The sequence below is a fragment of the Labrenzia sp. THAF187b genome, from assembly GCF_009363375.1.
GTDB lineage: Bacteria > Pseudomonadota > Alphaproteobacteria > Rhizobiales > Stappiaceae > Roseibium > Roseibium algicola.
In genome coordinates this window covers 5,311,167-5,328,833 of sequence record NZ_CP045344.1, presented here as the reverse complement: position 1 = coordinate 5,328,833, position 17,667 = coordinate 5,311,167, and the positions used below count along the sequence as shown (strand labels likewise).

Annotated in this window: 17 protein-coding genes; 5 read left to right on the top strand and 12 right to left on the bottom strand. The window is 58.6% G+C overall.

Going from position 1 to position 17,667, the window contains the following annotated elements:
- Positions 1 to 6: 6 nt before the first annotated feature.
- Positions 7 to 876: a MurR/RpiR family transcriptional regulator gene (locus FIV03_RS24500; RefSeq protein WP_055659167.1), complete on the bottom strand. Its 870-nt coding sequence runs from the start codon at positions 874 to 876 to the stop codon at positions 7 to 9.
- Between the two features lie 314 nt (positions 877 to 1,190).
- Here FIV03_RS24500 and FIV03_RS24495 point away from each other — a divergent pair, with 314 nt between their 5' ends.
- A complete protein-coding gene (locus tag FIV03_RS24495) occupies positions 1,191 to 2,081 on the top strand; it encodes an alpha/beta hydrolase (protein ID WP_152511315.1) in 891 nt (296 codons plus the stop codon).
- A gap of 86 nt (positions 2,082 to 2,167) precedes the next feature.
- Here the strand turns inward: FIV03_RS24495 and egtD are convergent, their stop codons facing one another.
- Together egtD and egtB are read right to left on the bottom strand one after the other, a co-directional pair.
- A complete protein-coding gene (gene egtD, locus FIV03_RS24490; protein WP_173013933.1) occupies positions 2,168 to 3,130 on the bottom strand; it encodes an L-histidine N(alpha)-methyltransferase in 963 nt (320 codons plus the stop codon).
- Positions 3,130 to 4,395 carry an ergothioneine biosynthesis protein EgtB gene (gene egtB, locus FIV03_RS24485; RefSeq protein ID WP_152511313.1) on the bottom strand — a complete coding sequence of 422 codons (1,266 nt, stop codon included), beginning with the start codon at positions 4,393 to 4,395 and terminating at the stop codon, positions 3,130 to 3,132. The genes egtD and egtB overlap by 1 nt, the downstream gene beginning before the upstream one ends.
- A gap of 535 nt (positions 4,396 to 4,930) precedes the next feature.
- Here egtB and FIV03_RS24480 point away from each other — a divergent pair.
- The 3 genes from FIV03_RS24480 to dapA all read left to right on the top strand — a co-directional run bounded on the left by FIV03_RS24480 (position 4,931) and on the right by dapA (position 6,877).
- Positions 4,931 to 5,530: a TetR/AcrR family transcriptional regulator gene (locus FIV03_RS24480; RefSeq protein ID WP_353622326.1), complete on the top strand. Its 600-nt coding sequence runs from the start codon at positions 4,931 to 4,933 to the stop codon at positions 5,528 to 5,530.
- A 40-nt stretch (positions 5,531 to 5,570) separates the two neighbouring features.
- Positions 5,571 to 5,855 (top strand): hypothetical protein, encoded by a 285-nt coding sequence (locus FIV03_RS24475; RefSeq protein ID WP_152511311.1) that lies wholly within the window; start codon positions 5,571 to 5,573, stop codon positions 5,853 to 5,855.
- Between the two features lie 143 nt (positions 5,856 to 5,998).
- Positions 5,999 to 6,877 carry a 4-hydroxy-tetrahydrodipicolinate synthase gene (gene dapA / locus FIV03_RS24470; protein WP_152511310.1) on the top strand — a complete coding sequence of 293 codons (879 nt, stop codon included), beginning with the start codon at positions 5,999 to 6,001 and terminating at the stop codon, positions 6,875 to 6,877.
- 114 nt (positions 6,878 to 6,991) lie between these two features.
- Here the strand turns inward: dapA and metG are convergent, their stop codons facing one another.
- The 3 genes from metG to FIV03_RS24455 all read right to left on the bottom strand — a co-directional run bounded on the left by metG (position 6,992) and on the right by FIV03_RS24455 (position 11,028).
- Positions 6,992 to 8,512, bottom strand: coding sequence for a methionine--tRNA ligase (gene metG, locus FIV03_RS24465; protein ID WP_152511309.1), 1,521 nt, complete (start codon positions 8,510 to 8,512; stop codon positions 6,992 to 6,994).
- Positions 8,513 to 8,695: 183 nt separating this feature from the next.
- Positions 8,696 to 9,691 (bottom strand): YeiH family protein, encoded by a 996-nt coding sequence (locus FIV03_RS24460; protein WP_023000216.1) that lies wholly within the window; start codon positions 9,689 to 9,691, stop codon positions 8,696 to 8,698.
- 26 nt (positions 9,692 to 9,717) lie between these two features.
- The gene (locus FIV03_RS24455) at positions 9,718 to 11,028 is read right to left on the bottom strand and encodes a cytochrome c peroxidase (protein WP_286202230.1); all 1,311 of its coding nucleotides are present in this window, start codon (positions 11,026 to 11,028) and stop codon (positions 9,718 to 9,720) included.
- Positions 11,029 to 11,037: 9 nt separating this feature from the next.
- Between FIV03_RS24455 and FIV03_RS24450 the strand changes: the two genes are divergently transcribed.
- On the top strand, positions 11,038 to 11,520 hold the full coding sequence (locus FIV03_RS24450; RefSeq protein WP_023000214.1) for a tetratricopeptide repeat protein: 483 nt from the start codon (positions 11,038 to 11,040) through the stop codon (positions 11,518 to 11,520).
- Between the two features lie 212 nt (positions 11,521 to 11,732).
- Here FIV03_RS24450 and dctP read toward each other — a convergent pair whose 3' ends face one another.
- The 6 genes from dctP to FIV03_RS24420 all read right to left on the bottom strand — a co-directional run bounded on the left by dctP (position 11,733) and on the right by FIV03_RS24420 (position 17,622).
- Positions 11,733 to 12,791 carry a TRAP transporter substrate-binding protein DctP gene (gene dctP, locus FIV03_RS24445; RefSeq protein WP_152511308.1) on the bottom strand — a complete coding sequence of 353 codons (1,059 nt, stop codon included), beginning with the start codon at positions 12,789 to 12,791 and terminating at the stop codon, positions 11,733 to 11,735.
- Positions 12,792 to 12,818: 27 nt separating this feature from the next.
- The gene (locus FIV03_RS24440; protein ID WP_152511307.1) at positions 12,819 to 14,312 is read right to left on the bottom strand and encodes a TRAP transporter large permease; all 1,494 of its coding nucleotides are present in this window, start codon (positions 14,310 to 14,312) and stop codon (positions 12,819 to 12,821) included.
- Complete coding sequence (locus FIV03_RS24435; protein WP_152511306.1) at positions 14,312 to 14,902, bottom strand: TRAP transporter small permease; 591 nt, start codon at positions 14,900 to 14,902, stop codon at positions 14,312 to 14,314. The genes FIV03_RS24440 and FIV03_RS24435 overlap by 1 nt, the downstream gene beginning before the upstream one ends.
- A 160-nt stretch (positions 14,903 to 15,062) precedes the next feature.
- Positions 15,063 to 15,578: a flavin reductase family protein gene (locus tag FIV03_RS24430; RefSeq protein ID WP_055659187.1), complete on the bottom strand. Its 516-nt coding sequence runs from the start codon at positions 15,576 to 15,578 to the stop codon at positions 15,063 to 15,065.
- The gene (locus tag FIV03_RS24425) at positions 15,578 to 16,468 is read right to left on the bottom strand and encodes an aldo/keto reductase (RefSeq protein WP_152511305.1); all 891 of its coding nucleotides are present in this window, start codon (positions 16,466 to 16,468) and stop codon (positions 15,578 to 15,580) included. The genes FIV03_RS24430 and FIV03_RS24425 overlap by 1 nt, the downstream gene beginning before the upstream one ends.
- Positions 16,468 to 17,622 (bottom strand): LLM class flavin-dependent oxidoreductase, encoded by a 1,155-nt coding sequence (locus FIV03_RS24420; protein ID WP_152511304.1) that lies wholly within the window; start codon positions 17,620 to 17,622, stop codon positions 16,468 to 16,470. Before FIV03_RS24420 ends, FIV03_RS24425 begins: the two co-directional genes overlap by 1 nt.
- Between the last annotated feature and the right edge of the window lie 45 nt (positions 17,623 to 17,667).

Sequence of the window (17,667 nt, the reverse complement as noted above, 5' to 3'; positions counted from 1 at the left end):
TCCACGCTAGACGTTTTCAAATTCGTCGAGCAGACGATTGTGTCTGTCGACCTCCTGGATCCGGGCTTCCGCCTCGGCTCCGGCCCGCGCAACCAGCATGCCTGTAATGGTTTCGATAAGCACAAGCGTGGCTGCGTAAGACGAGAAAAAGTGTGGACTTTCAGTGCGTTGTATGAAGTGGTAATTCGCGAATTGCAACCCTGGAAAGGCGTGGCTGTCGGTCAGGACGATCACCTGTGCACCATTTCCTGCCGCCACTTTTGCCGCGCGCACCGAACGGTGGGCATATGGGTGCTTGGACAAGACGATGACCGTGTCGGCCGATGTAATGCCGGCAAGCGTGCTGCCCAGAGTGGCGCCATTGCGCCCGGCAACGACCCACCTGTCATCGAACCACTTGGCCAGATAGGCGAAATAGTCGGTAAAACCTGCTGAGGCGAGGGCACCTATCAGTATGATCTTGCGGGACTGGCTGAGCCGGTCGACAGCAGCATCCAGTACGGCCGGATCAATGTCGTCCACCAGTGCCTTGATGTTGTCGATGCAAGCGGAGACCTGACGTGGCAGCAAAGGCAGGTCGGCATCCGAGCGCAGTTTCCTGGCCTTGTCCTGAAACGTGTCCCGCCCACGGTGGCTCAACTCGTTCCGGGCCTGTTCGCGCAACGCTTCGTAATCAGAAAAACCCAGTGCCCTTGCAAGTCGGGTGTAGCTCGCCGGCGAAACACCACTGGCCGATGCGACCGACCTCAGGCTGCGGGTGGCGATTTCCACCTGGTTTTCCGCAATGTAATCCGCTGCCGTACGCAATGCATCGCTCAGGTCGGCATAATTGGCCGAAATTGCGGTGCGAAGATGGGGCGGCGAAATGGTTTCCATCCGGTTACTGTTCCATTTGTTTTTTACATTGTCAATTTGTGAAACAAATGTTTCGCGTTGAAAACGATCCCTCCCTTTCTACCGGAAATCCCTACGGTTTTGCCCGTCTTGCCCGCACTGGCAAGGCAGTCAAATGTCCCTGTCCAAGTTGGTTTGGCACGGCGATGACGGTTCTCGGAAACTGCTCAAAACGTCACTGATAAAAATACACGCATAAATTGATTTTTGAAATTTTATTACACGTTAAGGTTTTGTTAATGATATAATCCATTGGGGGCATTGCACTTTTCCTGTGACCATAAGGGGAGAGAGACATGACTGAATACACATCGAGAACTTTGGCCGAATGTGGCCGGTCGGTGCTGTTGACACTTGCAATGGCAGCTCCGGCAGTCGCCGGAGACTTCTTTGAAGTCGAGCCCGGGGTCGATCTCTATTACGAGGATCACGGTTCGGGTCTTCCGATCGTGTTTGTTCCCGGTTGGACTTTCACCACGCAGGTGTTCGAACATCAGATCGAGGCCTTCGCGAAAGACCACCGGGTCATCACCTTCGATCCTCGCAGCCACGGCCGCTCGACGCTGACTTTGGAAGGCAACAACTACGTTACCCAGGGGGCCGACCTTGCAAGGTTGCTCGATCATCTCAAGGTCGAAAAGCCGGTGCTGGTGGGTTGGTCATTCGGTTGCCTGACCACGTGGGAATTCATCAAGACAAGGTCTGTGGATGCTGCATCCGCCCATATGTGCATCGATCTTTCGCCGACACCGCTAACCGGCAACGACGGCGACTGGGCTGAGGGAAGTGTCGCGGAAATTGCGGAACTTTACAGCGGCATTCAGTCAGCTGAAGGCCAACGCAACGTCATCAACTGGTATGCCGACGAGGTCATGATCGAACAGGACTACACGCCGGAACTGTCCCGCTGGATTGTCGACCAGTCGACCAAGTCGCCACCTTTCGTGGCCGCGGTTTATCTGGCGGCCGGAAATTTCAGCAATTACCTAGAGACGGCCAAGGAGGTCGATGCGAAGCTGCCGTCGGCCTTCGTGATCGCCGATCACTGGTCCGACAGTGCCAGGGCCTATCTCGCCGTCCATACGCCCAACAGCTCGGTTCAGGCCTTTGGCGGCCATATGATGTTCTGGGAGTATCCGGACCGGTTCAACAGGGTGCTGGCCGGTTTCATCGCACAGATCGAATAAGCGCCAGGCTCTAATTGAGTAAGTGGCGGGTGAGGCCTTGAAACGTTGCCACACCCGCATCTGTTTGGTGACCCAAGTCGAAGGGCTTAAGCAGCCTGCAACGTATAGACCGAGAACCAGTAGTTCTCGTCGCTGTCGACGTCGGTGATCTGCCATCCGCCATCGCTGGCGATGCCTTCGAACGCCTCCTCACTGTATTTGTGCGAGTTTTCCGTGTGGATTGTCTCGCCCTTTGCGAATGTGACGGTTTCCCCGGCGATGGAGACCTGCTGCTGAACCAGGCTTTCCAGATGCATCTCGATACGGCTTTCGCTCACGTTCCAGACGGCTTTGTGTGCGAAGGCGGCGATATCGAAATCGCCATCCAGTTCCCTGTTGATCCGCTGCAAAAGGTTCTGGTTGAAGGCTGCTGTGATCCCGGCTGGATCGTCATAGGCTTCCTGCAGGACTTTTGCATCCTTTGGCCGGTCGACACCGATAACCAGGCTGGCCTCCGGCATGGCCGAGCGAATGTTTGCCAGGAGCGCGGCCGCTTCGGATTTTTCGAAGTTGCCGATCGTGGAACCGGGAAAGAAGATCAGCACTGGCAACTCGGGCAGCAAGGGCAGTTGTCCGAAAGGCTGTGTGAAATCGGCGGCAACCGGGATTACCGCCAATGACGGGTATGCGCGGCGAACCCTTTCGGCGGCAGCTTTCAGGTGATTGGCCGAAATGTCGATCGGCATGTAGACGGACAGGTCCGGAAAGGCATCCAGCAACAGGTCTGTCTTGCGGCTGGACCCGCTGCCCAGTTCCACCATCGCTCCGCGTGCGCCCGGTAGACGGCGATATTTCCTGGCATTCCGGGCGAGGATCGAAATCTCCGTTCGGGTCGGGTAATAGGCATCCAGCTCCGTGATCGCTTCGAACAGATGTGACCCCACATCGTCGTAGAGCCATTTGCTGCTGATCGCTTTCCGGTCCTGGCGGAGACCGGAGAGAATGTCGTCGCGAAACATATCCGACTGGATCTCGTCCGTTTGGTTCTCGGGAGAAACATGCTTGGTCATCATTGATCTCCCGCCAGCCTCAGGCCGAGCATCTGCCAGCGTTGGTGTGGATAGAAGAAGGTGCGGTACGACGACCGCAACTGGTCCTTCGGGGTCGCGCAGGAGCCGCCGCGCAGCACCATCTGGTTGACCATGAACTTGCCATTGTATTCGCCAATGGCCCCCTCGGGTGGTCTGAAACCCGGATAGGGGCTGAAAGCGCTGCTGGTCCATTGCCAGACATCGCCCCAAAGGCCGGGTCTGCGGCCAACAGGCTGAAAGGCTCCGCTTTCCAGGAAATTGCCTTCGATCGGGGTTGGCTCTGCAGCGGCTTCCCACTCTGCTTCCGTCGGCAACCGGCGACCTGCCCAGCGGGCAAAGGCTTCCGCTTCGTAGTAACTGACGTGGACGACCGGTGCCGCAAGATCAACCGGTCGCGGTCCCTGCAAGGTATAGGTCCACCATTGACCGTCCTGTTGCCACCAGTAGAGGGGGCTATCCCAACCGTTCTTCTCTCGCACGGCCCAGCCTTCCATCAGCCAGAGCGTTTGGGTTGAGTAACCACCATCTTCCATGAAGGCAATCCACTCGCCGTTTGTTACGGGACGATCCGCAAGACGGTAGGGCTCCAGCCAGACCTTGTGACGTGGCCCTTCGCAGTCATAAGCAAAGCCGGTCCCGTCGTGGCCGATTTCGAGAAGACCGCCGTCGTAGGAAACCCATTCGGCGGTTTCAACCGCGCTGACCGGTGCCGGTTTTGGCTCGATATAGGCAGGCAGCAGCGGATTGAAGGAAAACGCATGGAGGAGATCGGTGACCAGCAGTTCCTGATGCTGCATCTCATGATGACAGCCGAGGGTGATCAGCTCTTCAAGCTTGTCCTGTTCGAGCGAAAAGGCGTTTCGGGCAACTCCTTCACGCAGGGCGTCTTCGACATGTGAGCGGTAGTCAAGCACGTCGGTGGCGCTGGGCCGCGAAAGCAGGCCCCGTCTCGACCGGGTATGCCTTGGGCCGGCTTGTACGTAGTACGAATTGAAGAGCACGGCGAAACGATCATCGCGTGGCTGATAGCCAGGTAGCGAAGGCTTCAGGATGAATTCTTCGAAGAACCAAGTGGTATGTGCCATGTGCCACTTGGGCGGGCTGGCATCCTCCATGGATTGCAACCCCATATCCTCCGGACTGAGGGGGGCGGCGAGAGCAAGTGTCTGTGCCCTGACCCGATCGAACAGGTCGGTAACGGCGGAAAGAGGCGCTTCATGCGTCCGCTCATCCAGCAATGTCATGTCAATCCCTCCACGCGGGAACCGGCTGCTGTGCCTCCAGCCGGACCTGTGTCTGCCACCAAGCGACTTCTAGGTAGGCAGCGAACGGGGCATTCCAATGTCGGAAATTGCACCGGTCCTGTGCACAAATGCGCGATCAAGGCACTTGGTTGCGTGCTGTTGATAAAAAAGAACATTGTTGAGATTGATCTTCAATCGGTTGGATCGGGTGCGGAAAGTCACCAAGTCGTTGAGAGTGATGGAAGTTTTGCGTTTTTCCCTCCCGCAGATCAGGTGTGACCGTCGAGACCCATCCTAAAAAACAGCTACTGACAGGGTGTGTCAGGAGTTGCTGCAACCAGAGTTCACATTGATGTGAGGGAAGCGAAAATCGTTTCGCGTCAGCTTGAAATGACCCGTCGCAGCAGTGCCGCACTGCCTGCCTCGGGCGGCCTGGGTGTTTTCCTGATGAACTTAACTTGACATATTCGGACGATCGTCCTAATTCGTCGATAGGTCACTTGTCCTAACGAATGATGCGGAAATACGAAGGGAGATGGATATGGTTGCGGCAGGCGAGACACGGCGTCAGATCGTGGATGCGGCGGACAGCCTTTTCTATGCCCAGGGTTTTACGCAGACGTCCTTCGCGGACATTGCCGCAGCGGTCAAAATCTCACGCGGCAACTTCTATTACCATTTCAAGACCAAGGACGAGATCCTCGATGCCGTGATCGACAAGCGTTTGTCGGATCGAAGAGAGCTGCTCGCCAAATGGAACGAGACGGCGGATGAAGCACGGAAACGGATTGAATGTTTTATCCGGATTGTCATCGTCAACCAGGCGAAGATCATGGCTTACGGCTGTCCCGTCGGTACGCTGACGACGGAGCTGGCAAAGATCGATCATCCCTCATGGGACAAGGCCAACGAGATCATGGCCTTGTTCGGCGACTGGCTTGAGTCACAGTTTAACGAACTCGGCTGCGGTGAGAATTCGCGGGACAATGCCATGCATGTCCTTGGCTGGAGCCAGGGTGTCGCGACACTCGCCCAGGCATTCAAGGACAAGGCCTATGTCGAGCGTGAAGTCTCGAAAATCCTGAGCTGGCTGGACGGTGTCATTGCCGGAATACAGCAGAACAAGATCCAGTAACTCGCCTTTGCCTTTCTTAAAAACCTACATGGAGAATGACATGTTTGTCGTGACACTCACCTTTGCTGACAAATCCCGGGCAGGCGAATTCATGGAGGGCCACAAGGCCTGGATCCAACGCGGGTTCGAGCAAGGATATTTCCTGATGGTCGGCAGCCTGCAGCCGAACCGCGGCGGCGGGATCCTTGCGCACGGCGCTAACCTGGAAAAACTTGAAGGGTTTGTTGCTGAAGACCCTTTCGTTGCTGAAGGTGTCGTGACCGCCGAAATTCTGGAAATAACACCTGCGCGGCTTGATGACCGTTTGGAGTTTTTGGCTGCCTGATCGCGGATCACGATGCAGTTAGATGTTCATGAGGGACGGGGCAGGTTGCCAGTGACGGGTTTTTGGTGGCACATCGATCTGGAATGACTATCGATGGACATGGGACCGCGCTTTCAGACAGCGCGGATCCGGGAGGACGCCACATGCTCGAACTCAAGGGATCCATTCCCGCCCTTGTCACACCGTTCAGGGACGGAAGCGTTGACATCGAAGCGCTGGAACGCCTCGTTGAGTGGCACATTGCCCAGGGCAGCGACGGGCTGGTTGCTGTCGGGACGACGGGCGAAAGCCCGACTGTCTCCAAGATCGAGCATAAGGACGTCATCAAGCGGGTCGTCGATCTCGTGGCCGGCCGCATTCCGGTTGTTGCCGGCACTGGCTCCAACGCAACGGCACAATCCCTCGACATGCTTCAGCACGCTGAAGCCGTTGGCGCAGATGCGGCGCTGGTCGTGACGCCCTATTACAACAAGCCCAACCAGGCAGGCCTGCTCAGCCACTACCAGGTTCTCCACGACAACAGCGCGATCCCGATCATCCTCTACAATATTCCGGGCCGGTGTGTGATCGACATATTGCCGGAAGCCATGGCCGAGATGGCACGCTGGCCGCGGATTATCGGCGTGAAGGATGCCACCGGCAGCATGGAGCGGGTCAGCAAGCAAAGGGCACTTTGCGGCAAGGCTTTCATGCAGTTCAGTGCAGAGGACGCCGCCGCACTGGGTTTCAACGCCCATGGCGGGCAGGGGTGCATTTCAGTGACCGCAAACGTGGCTCCAGGCCTTTGTGCCGACTTCCAGAGCGCATCACTTGCAGAAAACCTCGAACTTGCCCGGGAGTATCAGGACCGCCTGTTGCCGCTCCACTCCGCGATGTTCCTCGAGCCACCCGCAGCCTGCGCCAAATACGGCCTGTCCAGGCTGGGGCTTTGCCGCGAAGATGTCCGCTTGCCGCTGACCCCGGTGACCGAGGCAACCCGTCGCGAGATCGACAAAGCCATGGAATTCGCCGGTCTGCTCTAGAGCCCCAGCTCATTCGCCGTACACTCTGTGGCTGCAAATCGCTTTCCGTGCGATTGGATATCTGAAGCGCCCCTGCTCGGGGCGCTTCATTTTTTTGATCAAGCCGTGTCGGGCTTACTGAACACGCGGATAAAGCGTCTCGATTTCGCCGAGATCGCTATTGCCTTCCAGCCGGTCAAGTTCCGGCTTCCACGGGCAGGCGACAGCCGGTGCGTTCAGCATGGCAAGAGCCTTCCCGGCAGATGCAGGGATGACCTGTGTCAGCGCTTCCATGACGACGCGCAGGCAGTCCAGCGTCACGTAGATCACCGTCTGGCAACGCTCGCGGGTCTCCTCGTTCTTGATGAGATCCCAGGGAGCCTGTTCGGCGAAGTAGTTGTTCATCTCGTCGGCGACGGTGATGATCGACTGCATGCGAGCCGGGATTTCAGCAAGGTTGACCCATTCGCCCATGCCCTTGGTGGCTTCAAGCACGGACTTGCGGATTGCTTCGTCCTCGGCTGACAGCGGACCCGGTGCCGGCAGTTTGCCGTCAAAACGGGCCTTGGAGAACTTGGCTGCCCGCGACAGCAGGTTGCCGATCTTGTTGCCCAGTTCCGTGTTGTAGGACTGGGTGATGAAATCGACCGAAATCTGGCTGTCGCTGTCCGCACGCATGTGCCGGGCGAGGTACCAGCGCAAGGCGTCGACGCCCAGCTTCTCGATGACCTCGATCGGATCAACAACGTTGCCGATGGACTTCGACATCTTGACGCCGCCCGCACCAACCCAGTGGCTGTGAACAGACAGCTTCTTCGGCAGCGGGAGTCCGGCGGCCATCAGCATGATCGGCCAGTAGACGCCATGCGGCTTGAGGATATCCTTGCCGATCAGATGCTCGCATTCCGCCCACCAGCTCTCGTAGCCTGCGTCCGGCCAGTTGATGTTGGTGAGGTAGTTCGCCAGCGCATCGAACCAGACATAGGTGACGAAGTCGGTGTCGAAAGGCAGTTCGATACCCAGGGTTACACGGGCCTTCGGCCGGGAGATGCAGAGATCTTCCAGCGGTTCGGACAGCATCTGCTTCAGTTCGTTCTTGAACGTTTCGGGCTGCACGAAGTCCGGATTTTCGGCGATGTGCTGCAGAAGGCGCTCGCGGAACGGTTCCATCTTCAGGAAGTAGTTGGTCTCCTCCGTCTGCTCCACCTTCATTGTCGGGTGCAGCGGGCACTGGCCCTCTTCGGTCAGATCGGATTCCTTCTTGAACTCCTCGCAGCCCTTGCAGTAGGTGCCGGTGTAGTTCTTCTTGACGATCAGATCCTTGTCGAAGATCGATTGCTCCATTCCAGCGACAGCCGTCTTGTGGCCCTCGCGGCTGGTGCGCACGAAATAGTCGTAAGCCACGTCCAGACGGTCGAAGACATCGCGGAATTCTGCACAGCGCATGTTGAGGTAGTCTTCAACAGACATTCCCTCTTTTTCCGCTGCTTCCTGGTTCTTCTGTCCGTGCTCGTCCACGCCGGTGGACAGCATCATGTCATACCCCAGCGCCTGTCGGTTGCGTTTCAGGATATCGGCCATCACGGAGGTGAAGGCGTGACCGATATGCGGAGAACCGTTGACGTAGTAGATCGGGGTGGTGATGTAGCTTTTCATCCAAACGCTTTCGAAATGTTTGGGCGGAAACAAGTCCGGTCCGGCCTGTTGCGGCGCATCTGCCGTTCCGCCTAAAGAGGTGCGAGCTATATTCCATACTCGCCCGCACAAGAAAAGCCCCGGCCTTTGAAAAGACCGGGGTTCTGCTTCGTTATATGGGGTGCGGCAAGGCCGATTGTAAGGTCAGCCGATCAGCCAGATGCCGCCCAGAACGAAGAGAGCCAGAAACGCTGTCTGCGTGACCAGCATCCAGATGGCCGGGCCGCCAACTTCCAGCAGTTTCGGGATCGAGGTTTTCATGCCGACTGCCGCAATGGCGGCCAGCAACGCCCAGCGGGAAACGTGTCCGGCCGCCTCCTTGGCAACGTCCGGAATAAGGCCGAAGGAATTGAGTGCGGCAAGCACCAGGAAGGCGACAACAAACGCCGGCATGATCGGAGGACGGGCGCTTCCCGGCTCCGAACTCTTGCGCAGGATGAGCGCCGCGACCAGAACGATGGGCGCCAGCATGGTGACGCGGATCAGTTTCACCAGCGTCGAGAGGTCTCCGGTTTCCTCGGAGATCGAAAAACCGGCCCCGACAACCTGGGCAACATCGTGGATCGTGCCGCCAAGGAAGACACCGGTCGCGTCCATGGAAAGGCCGAGGGAGGAGGTGAGGATCGGGTAGAAGATCATCGCCAGTGTGGACAGGACGGTCACGGTAATCACCGTAAAGGCGAGATCGCGTTCGGCATGTTCGCGCTTCGGCAGGATGGAGCCGATGGCCATGGCCGCGGAGGCACCGCAAATGGCGACCGCGCCGCCGGTCAGAAACGAAAACAACCTGTCTCTTCCGAACAGCCCGCCGATCAAGAGGGAAAAGCCGATGGTAACCAGGACCCCGAGGATCACCAGAAGCAGAAACGGCAGACCCAGCTGCTGCACCATTTCCACGCTGATGCGCACGCCGAGCAGGGCAACGCCGACACGAAGCAGCGTGCGGGCTGCAAAGGCGATGCCTTCGCCCGTGCGCTGTTCCTCCGACAGGAAGTTCAGCGGCATGCCAAGCAGGATGGCCATCAACATGGCCGGTGCCCCGTAGTGCTCGTTGAGGAATTGCGCGGCGATGGCGACAAGCCCGGCAATCGCAATACCCGGGAACAGCCGGTTAGCCCGGTCTTTCAATGGAGCAACCATGAAACGTTCTTTGTCCTTGTTGATGTTTACCGGTCGACGGGAAGGCCGCTCGGGACAGTGGCAGGGATGCCGAAGGGCGGAGCTGTGACGGACTGCGTGCCGGTCAGGCTTTTCAGGAAAGCCTCCAGATCGGCAATCTCCGCATCCGAAAGGGGGAGAGGTTCAATATCCCTGAATCGGGCCTGACGCGCCATCTCACGAGCGTCATTCCAGACCACAAAATCGATCGCCTGCAGCCAGGGCGCTTGTGGAAGGGCTGCGATTTCCGGTGTCCAGGCTTTCAGCATTCCATCGGGGTCGAGATGATGCCGGATGATCCCCTCCAGCGTGGGGTAGGCGCCATTGTGGCCGTAAGGGGCGGTCAGCTCGACATTGCGCAGCATCGGGGTCCTGAACCGGTATGCATCTTCCAGGCGGTCGGTTTCTCCCATCACGCCGACATCGCGCACCATCGGATCGAAGCTGCGGGTGCGGCCAGGACCAAAGGGAGGCAGGCCCAGGGCGTGGAACTTCTGATCGCTGAGCAGTTTGCCCGAATGACACGAGGAGCACCCGGCCTTGCCGTAGAAGAGATCGAGACCACGCTTCTGGGCCGGAAGCAGAGCGCTTTCGTCACCGGCGAGATACGCGTCGAACGGGCTGTCGAAGCTCTGCCATTCAATTGCCTGGAAAGCTGCCAGCGCATTTGCGATTTCAACGATCGTGACCTCTTCAGGGGCGTCGACATGATCGAACGCCTCGACAAACAGGCGGCCATATTCCGGATTGATGCGGACGCGTTTGGCGAGGATCGGCCAGGCGTTGTCGATGCGATCGTAAATGGCCCCGGCGACTTCGTTTTCCTTCGGATTGCCCGCCATCTCGAACTGGGCGGTCACCGGAAAGACAGCCTGGGCGGCGAGCAGTGAATTGAAGCCCGTGGGTAACCGTTCTTCCGCCGGCGAATTGAAGCCGTTTTCGAAGGTATCGGCAATCGACAGGCGACCGTCATGAAACAGGACGTGGAGCTCTTTTGCTCCCAAGTTCCAAAGACCTGGAGCGTTTCGCGGAATCCGTTTCTTAATGCGGCTGTCACCGGTTCCGGCAATCCGCATGAGCCCCAACCCTTCGCCGCCTTCGCCGATGCCGAGCGACAACCGGTCCCCGGTGCCAAGGGTCGGGTGGTGGCATGTGGCGCAAGCAATATTCCTGTTGCCGGAGAGGATCTTGTCGTAAAAAAGCAACTGGCCGAGGGCTGCCTGCTTTCTGTCGAAGGCGATAAAATCGTCTTCCTTCAAGGGCGGTGGCAATTCGGAAGCAATCGCCGGTGCCGACAAGCCGAAGACCAGAGGGAGCAACCGCAACACATGAAAACGACGCTGACCGCCGCTCTTTTTGCTCTTGTGTTGTGCACGAGTTCTGCTCAGGCGGAAATCGAAGCCGCGCGTGACCTGATGGAGGCCAATCGCTACGAAGAGGCGATGAAGGAACTTTGGCCGGCGGCACGATCCGGCAACGCGGACGCCGAAGAGCTTATCGGCGTGATGTACGCCATGGGGCTGGGTGTCGAGCGCGACGACCAGCGGGCATTCGAGTGGTATCTCAGAAGCGCGATGAAGGGGCATCCGGGTGCCCAGTCCGGTGTCGGCTGGTACTACGAGGTTGGCCGGGGCATGCCGGCTCCGGATCTCGTGCGGGCTTACATGTGGTACACGCTCTCCGCCATCGGGGGGGACCCCGACGCCGCGATCTCTCTGGAAGAGGTGGTCAAGAAAATGACCAAAGACGAGATTGAGAAGGCGCATATCCTAGTCGGTGATTACAAGGTCTGGATGTATCCGTTCAATTGAAAGCTGCGGTTCGTTCCTGATCGGCGCAGAACTCGTGCGATCGAGTGCTGGGCGGACCAGACCATTGAACTCTGGCTTTCCCGGGTCTCCCACGGCTTCACCATGGGACGCATGCAGATCTCTGTCCAGTTTACGGCAGGCACGATTCCGGACCGGTGCAGGTGCTGGGATGTGTCACGCCCTGCAGTGGCAAGGCGTGACACGATGTTTCGTCAGTTCAGATCGGCAGAGCGATTGGCGTTGATGTCGGCTTCGGCCGCGGCCACGGCTTCCTCCAGCGCGCCGAAGATCTCTCCGCCGCGTCCGACATTGCCCTTGAACCAGTCATAGACCGGAGCAGCTGCTTCCTTGAAGGCTGCCTTTTCTTCCGGGGTGGGGACGTAGAGATCGCCACCACCGGCCACGAAGTCCTCATAAGCCTTGATCGACTTGCGCTTCGGTGAGGCGAAAGTTGCCTGCTGCAGGGCGTAGAAACCATCCACCACGACACGGCGCAGGTCTTCCGGCATCGACAGGAACTTCTCGTTGTTCATCCACCACAGCGCGCCCATGTAGGCATGGCCGTCGAGCGTGACATACTGAAGCCCGGCATCCGGGAACTTCATGCCCATGATGTCGGTGATGCCGTTCTTGGAACCTTCGACAACGCCGGTTTGAAGCGAGGTGAACAGTTCCGGCCACGGGATCGGCGTCGGAGCAGCGCCAAGTGCCTTGACCAGTTCCTGCGGCAGGTCGGCCACCACGGTGCGGATCTTCAGGCCCTTGAGGTCTTCCGGCTTGGCGACGCGTTGCTTTGTGTTGGCGAAGTTGCGCCAGCCGCCGGTGTTGCCGATGGTCATCAGGCGGATGGTGTCACCGGAATCTTCCAGTGCCATTGTGCGCATGGTGCGGGTGAATTCGCCGGACAGGACATGCTCTGCAATCCGGTCGTCGCTCATCATGTAGGGCAGGTCGAGAACCTGGACATACGGGAAGATGCCTGCCGCGCCGCCGGAGGTGGAGATGTAGATGTCGATCGCACCGTCGGAAATGCCCTGAAGGCATTCAGCGCCGTTGGAGCAAAGCTGCGTGCCGATAAACAGTTCGACTTCGATGGCACCGTTGGAAGCGGATTCAACGAAGTTCTTGAAAACGACAAGACCGTCGTAGTCTTCGTCGTTTTCGTTGGAGTTGGCGGTTGCGCGCAGCGTGTAGTCCGCGGCAAGCGCGCTCAGCGACGATCCGGCAAGCATCGCCGCGACGGTGAGCGTTTTCAGTGCAGTTTTGAGCATTAGGTTCCTCCCTTAGAAAGCTCAGGATCAGTTGGCAAATCCGGTCAGACGCGGGATCGTCATCGAAAGTGCCGGAATGTAGGTGATCAGGAAGATCACCGCGATTTCCACCGCCAGAAACGGCAGGATGGCTTTGGCAATGGTTTCAACCCGTTCTCTTGAAACCGAAGCCGCAACGAAGAGCACCAGTCCCATGGGTGGCGTTGCCAGCCCGATGGTCAGATTGACGCTCATGATGATGGCGAAATGGATCGGATCGACGCCAAGGTTGACGAAGATCGGTCCGAGAATGGGGCCGAGAATGATGATGGCGGGGCCTGCATCCAGGAACATGCCGACAACGAAGAGCAGCAGGTTGATCAGGAACAGCAGGATCAGCGGGTTCTCCGACAGGGTAAGAACGAACTCCGCCATGATTTCGGGAGCGTGGCTGAGGCTGACGACAGTCTTGAAGGCCATCGCCGCACCGACCAGGAGAAGCACCACTGCAGAGGTTATGCCGGCCCTGTTCAGGACACCCGGGATCTCGGAGACCTTGATGGAGTGCAGAACGAAGAAGCCGATAACCAGCGCGTAGGCAACTGCGACCGCGGCCGCTTCCGTCGGCGTGAAGACCCCCAGCAGAATGCCGCCGAGAATGATGATCGGCGTCTGAAGCGGGGCGACGGCTTTCTTGCACACGACCCGAAAATCTTCCGAGACAGCACTTCTGAGCTTCCACAAGAGCACATGGGAAACCGCCAGGAAGACCGCGAACAGGATGAAGGAAGTCGTCGTTGAAAGGGAAGCGAATCCGGTCAGGTTGATAACAAGGTCCGCGATCACCGTGAACAGGGCAGCCAGGTTTGCCCTCAGCACGACCAAGGAGAACCAGTATTCCACCGGTGCCATGGTCTGGCCGGGATTGACGATCCTCTGTGCTTTGGGAAGGTCGTACTTGTTGGCCATGACCTTGACCATCAGCATCAGGCCGATGCCGACCATGACGCCGGGTACGATACCGGCCAGGAACAGCGCGGCAACGCTCTCGCCCATCACATAGGCATAGATGATCATGATGCCCGACGGCGGAATGATCGGCCCGATCACGGAACTCGCCGCGGTAATCGCCGCAGCAAAGCGCCTTGTGTAACCCTGCTTCTCCATTGCCGGGATCAGCATGGATCCAAGAGCGGAGGTATCGGCAACAGCGGAACCGGACAAGCCCGCAAACAGCATCGACGACAGGATGTTCACATGAGCAAGGCCGCCGCGCAGATGTCCCATCAGGGCCTGGCTGAACTCGACCAGCCGCATGGTGATGCCACCCTTGTTCATCAGCTCGCCTGCGAGCATGAAAAACGGAATCGCCATCAGAGGAAAACTGTCCATGCCGTTGTAGACGTTGCGGTAAAGCAGCGTGATGTCTTTTTCCTGGCCGTTCAGCCAGAGCAACAGGCCAGGGGCCGCCAGAAGGCCGAAGAAGACGGGCAGTCCGATCAGCAGAAAGACGAGGAAGACGGGAAGGAACCAGATCAGCATCAGTCAGCTCCTGCCATGTCGGGATCGGGAATGACCGGCATGCGGTCGGCGCCACCGAAGCTGGTGATGATGTTGCGCAGGATCAGCTCGATGTTGACGAGTGTCAGCAGGAATACACCGACGAGGATGGAAGCCATCATCCAGCTGCGTGGCACACGGATCCATTCGCTGAAGGAAAGGTTGCCCGGAACATAAAGCGATGCGGTTGCGAAACGGCCTCCGAAACCGGTGACTTCCGAAAAGCCGATCTTCAGGGCAACGACGAGCACCACAAGTGAAATAAGCAGAAGGAGCAGGGATATGGCGCTTCCCAGCAGGCGAGGCAGGGAATGGGTGAACATGTCGATGGCAACGAAACCGCCTCTGCGGAACGCCGTTGGTGCCATAAGACCTGTCATCCAGAGCATGCAGAAACGGGCTGCTTCGTCCGGCCAGGGCAGGGCATTGTTGAAGACATAGCGGAACACGACCTGAACCAGGATCGCGATCACCATCAGGGCGACGGCAACGATGCCGATGCCCCGGCCAATTCGCAACAGCAGCGAATTGACGAAGTCGAGCGGTGCAAGAACCGCCAGCAAAATGCCCATTCGGGCTCCTCCCTGGATCAACCGGCCTTCATGTGCGCGAACATGAGAACCGCGAAGCTGATCATGTTAAAAGTGGCGAAGCGGTCTTCTGCGTTCTCCTGAGACAGAAGGCTTCTCACTTTCCTCCAGAACGGGCCGGTCGCCGCCCCGTTTTCCGCCCTTATTTTGGAGCGATTTGTCCGAGTTTGCCTGCATAAAACGTCAGGGCCTCGCCTGAACGCATCTCGGCCTGCAACACCTGCCCAAGAACGATCAGGTGATCGCCGCCCTCATAGGCGGTGAAGCGCTTGCACTCGAAGCGGGCGAGACAGTTTTCGATCAGGGGCACGCCGTTGTCGTCGATCGTATAGGTGAGCTGATCGAAAGCATGGGCATTGCGCACGAAACCGTTGCAGACTTCAGCCTGTTCGTTGCTGAGCACGTGAATGGCGTAATGTTCGGCCGTTTCGAAATACCTGAACCTGCGCGATCCCTTGTCCGGCATCCACAGGACCAGTGCCGGTTCCAGGGAGACGGATGAGAAGCTGTTGGCCGTAATGCCGACGGGGCCGTCGGCCGAGCCAGTGGTCACCACGGTAACACCGGTGGCAAATCGACCGAATGCATCCCGCAAGAGGCGGGTGTTGTCGGCGTCCGGTTCGAAGGTCACGGTATGATTGGCATTCTGCATGGTCATCAGGGCACCTCTGTTCCAAGCGCCGCTTCGTAAAGACGGTACCAGGTTTCGCGATCCAGGCTGACTTTCAGCGCGTCGGAGATCTGGGCAATGCGCTCCAGATTGTTCGTGCCCATGACCGGCAAGAGTTGCGCCGGATGAGCCAGAAGGAAGGCGACCGCGACTGCGGACCGGTCGACACCGGCGTCTGCAGCGATTTCGTCCATCACGGTGCCAAGCTTGCCACTTTCGGAAATCAGCGAGCCACCACCAAGGGGAGACCACGCCATCAGCCGGGTGCCGAGGCGCTGGTGGAATGCGAGGTCGCCATTGGTGAACGGCGCGATTTCCTTCAGTGAGATCTCGATCTGGTTGGTCGCAAGCCGGTTCGACATCGCCGACTGCAGCAGCTCCCAGTCCCAGGGGCGGAAGTTGGAGACACCGACATTCCGCACCTTGCCGCTCTTGACCAGGTCATCGAGCGCAGCGCCGGTCTCGTGATGATCCATCAGTGGATCAGGGCGATGGATCAGCAGCAGGTCGATGGTCTCGATGCCCATCTCCGTGAGGGAGAATTCGACCGACTTCTCGATGTGAGATCGGGAGGTGTCGTAGTATTTCACGCTGGCATCCGAGTACCGTCCCATCGGCGCGACGATGTCGCATTTGGTGACGATTTCCATCTGACCACGCAGAGCCGGATTGGCCTTCAGCGCCCCACCAAGCACGGCTTCCGCGGCATAGCCGCCGTAAATGTCAGCCTGGTCGAAGGTCGTGATGCCCTGGTCGAGACAGGTCTGGATCTTGCGTTCCACGTAAGCGGGTGACGTGTCGCTGTCGTCGCCGATGCGCCACATGCCGTAGATCAGCCGGGAGAATTCCAGGGTTTCAGAAAGTTTCACGCGGTCCATTAGCGGCGCACTCCTTGGCCAAGCGGGGTTGCCGGCGTTTGAGCCGGCACACGACCATAGGCGTGCGGCAGGGAACATGTCTTCAGATTCGGCAGGACCCTGGACCCGAAATGCCTGGCTTCTTCCAGGTGCGGATAGCCGGAGAAGATGAAGGCGCGAATGCCCATCTTCTGATAGGCCTCGATCTTGGACATCACCTGATCGGTTGACCCGACCAGCGCTGCCCCGCAACCGGACCGCGCCCGGCCGACACCCGTCCACAGGTTCGGTTCGATGTAACCGAATTCATCGGCGATCTCGCGGTTCTTGGCCTGATGGCTCACCCCCAGCGACCTGGCATCCAGTGCCCGTTCGCGAATGGCGGTTCCCTGGGTCTCGTCAAGTTTGGAGACGATATAGTCCGCGTATTCCTGCGCTTCCTTTTCCGTGTCGCGAACGATCATGTGCACGCGCAGGCCATAGTCGAGTGTGCGGTCGTATTTCTCGGCGACCGCGTTGACCGCCTTCATCCGGCCTTCCAGTTCCTCGATCTTTTCCGGCCACATCAGGTAGACGTCGCAATGTTGACCGCAAAGGTCCAGCGCATCCGGAGAATAACCTCCGAAATAGAGCAGGGGCCCACCGGTCTGGTAAGGCCGGACGGGGTCCGTGGTCAGGCCCTTGAAGTTATAGACCTGGCCTTCGTAATTGATTTCGTCCTGCGTCCAGGCCTGCTTCAGGATCTCCACCACTTCCCGCGAACGCTGGTAACGATAGCTGCTGTCGGCCTGCTCGCCCGGAAAGTCGGACGAGATGATGTTGACCGTCAACCGGCCCTCGAGCATGTGGTCCAGCGTGGCGATGGTCCGCGCCAGCATGATCGGCTGCATCTCGCCGCAGCGAACCGCCGCCAGCAGGTTGATCTTGTCGGTGATCGGCGCACAGCCGGCGACGAAGGACAGGGTGTCCTGGCCAACCTGATAGGACGACGGGCACAGGATGTTGCGGAAGCCCTGCTGCTCGGCTGTTTTCACGATCGAAGAGCAGTGCTCCCAGGAGGAACGCAGATGGCCTTCGGGTACGCCCAGAAACTGATAGTCGTCGGAACACAATGCGGCGAACCAGGATACCTCCGCTGCATCAAGATCCGGTGACGTGACTGGGACTACGGTCATGAAGTGCCTCCCTTGGACCATCTTGTCGAATACCGAAACCCGCAT